Source organism: Flavobacterium cupreum, from assembly GCF_003996965.1.
GTDB classification, from domain to species: Bacteria; Bacteroidota; Bacteroidia; order Flavobacteriales; family Flavobacteriaceae; genus Flavobacterium; species Flavobacterium cupreum.
On the sequence record NZ_QWDM01000143.1, the window covers coordinates 1 to 340 of the forward strand.

1 protein-coding gene is annotated in these 340 nt (G+C 65.6%); it reads right to left on the reverse strand.

Annotation, left to right across the window (positions count from 1 at the left end):
• A partial coding sequence (locus tag D0817_RS26960; protein WP_161568484.1) for a cytochrome ubiquinol oxidase subunit I occupies positions 1-340 on the reverse strand: 340 nt, incomplete at both ends.

Genomic DNA, 340 nt, shown 5'->3' on the forward strand with positions numbered 1-340 from the left:
GAAAAACACGGGCACCACCGGCGGCCGGTCGGCGGGTTTGAAATCGCGCAGGCCCTTAAAAAGCCCGTTCCAGTCGTGCGTGATGATCAGGCTGCCCAGCTTGGGTATCGACACCTCGTACAGATTGCGTTCGGTCTTGGCGTCGGGCCAGGCGAACAGCACCAGCGGCGCCGGATGCGCACCGTCCCAATGGGCCTCGATCGCGGCGATTTTTGCGGGCTGGTACTTGAGCGTGTTGAGGCCGTGCAGGTCGCCGACCAACGCCTGCAACGGCGCCAGCACGGCCAGCATGCCGAGCCCCATCTTGAGCATGGTGCGCGCCTCGGCCTCGAAGCGGTGG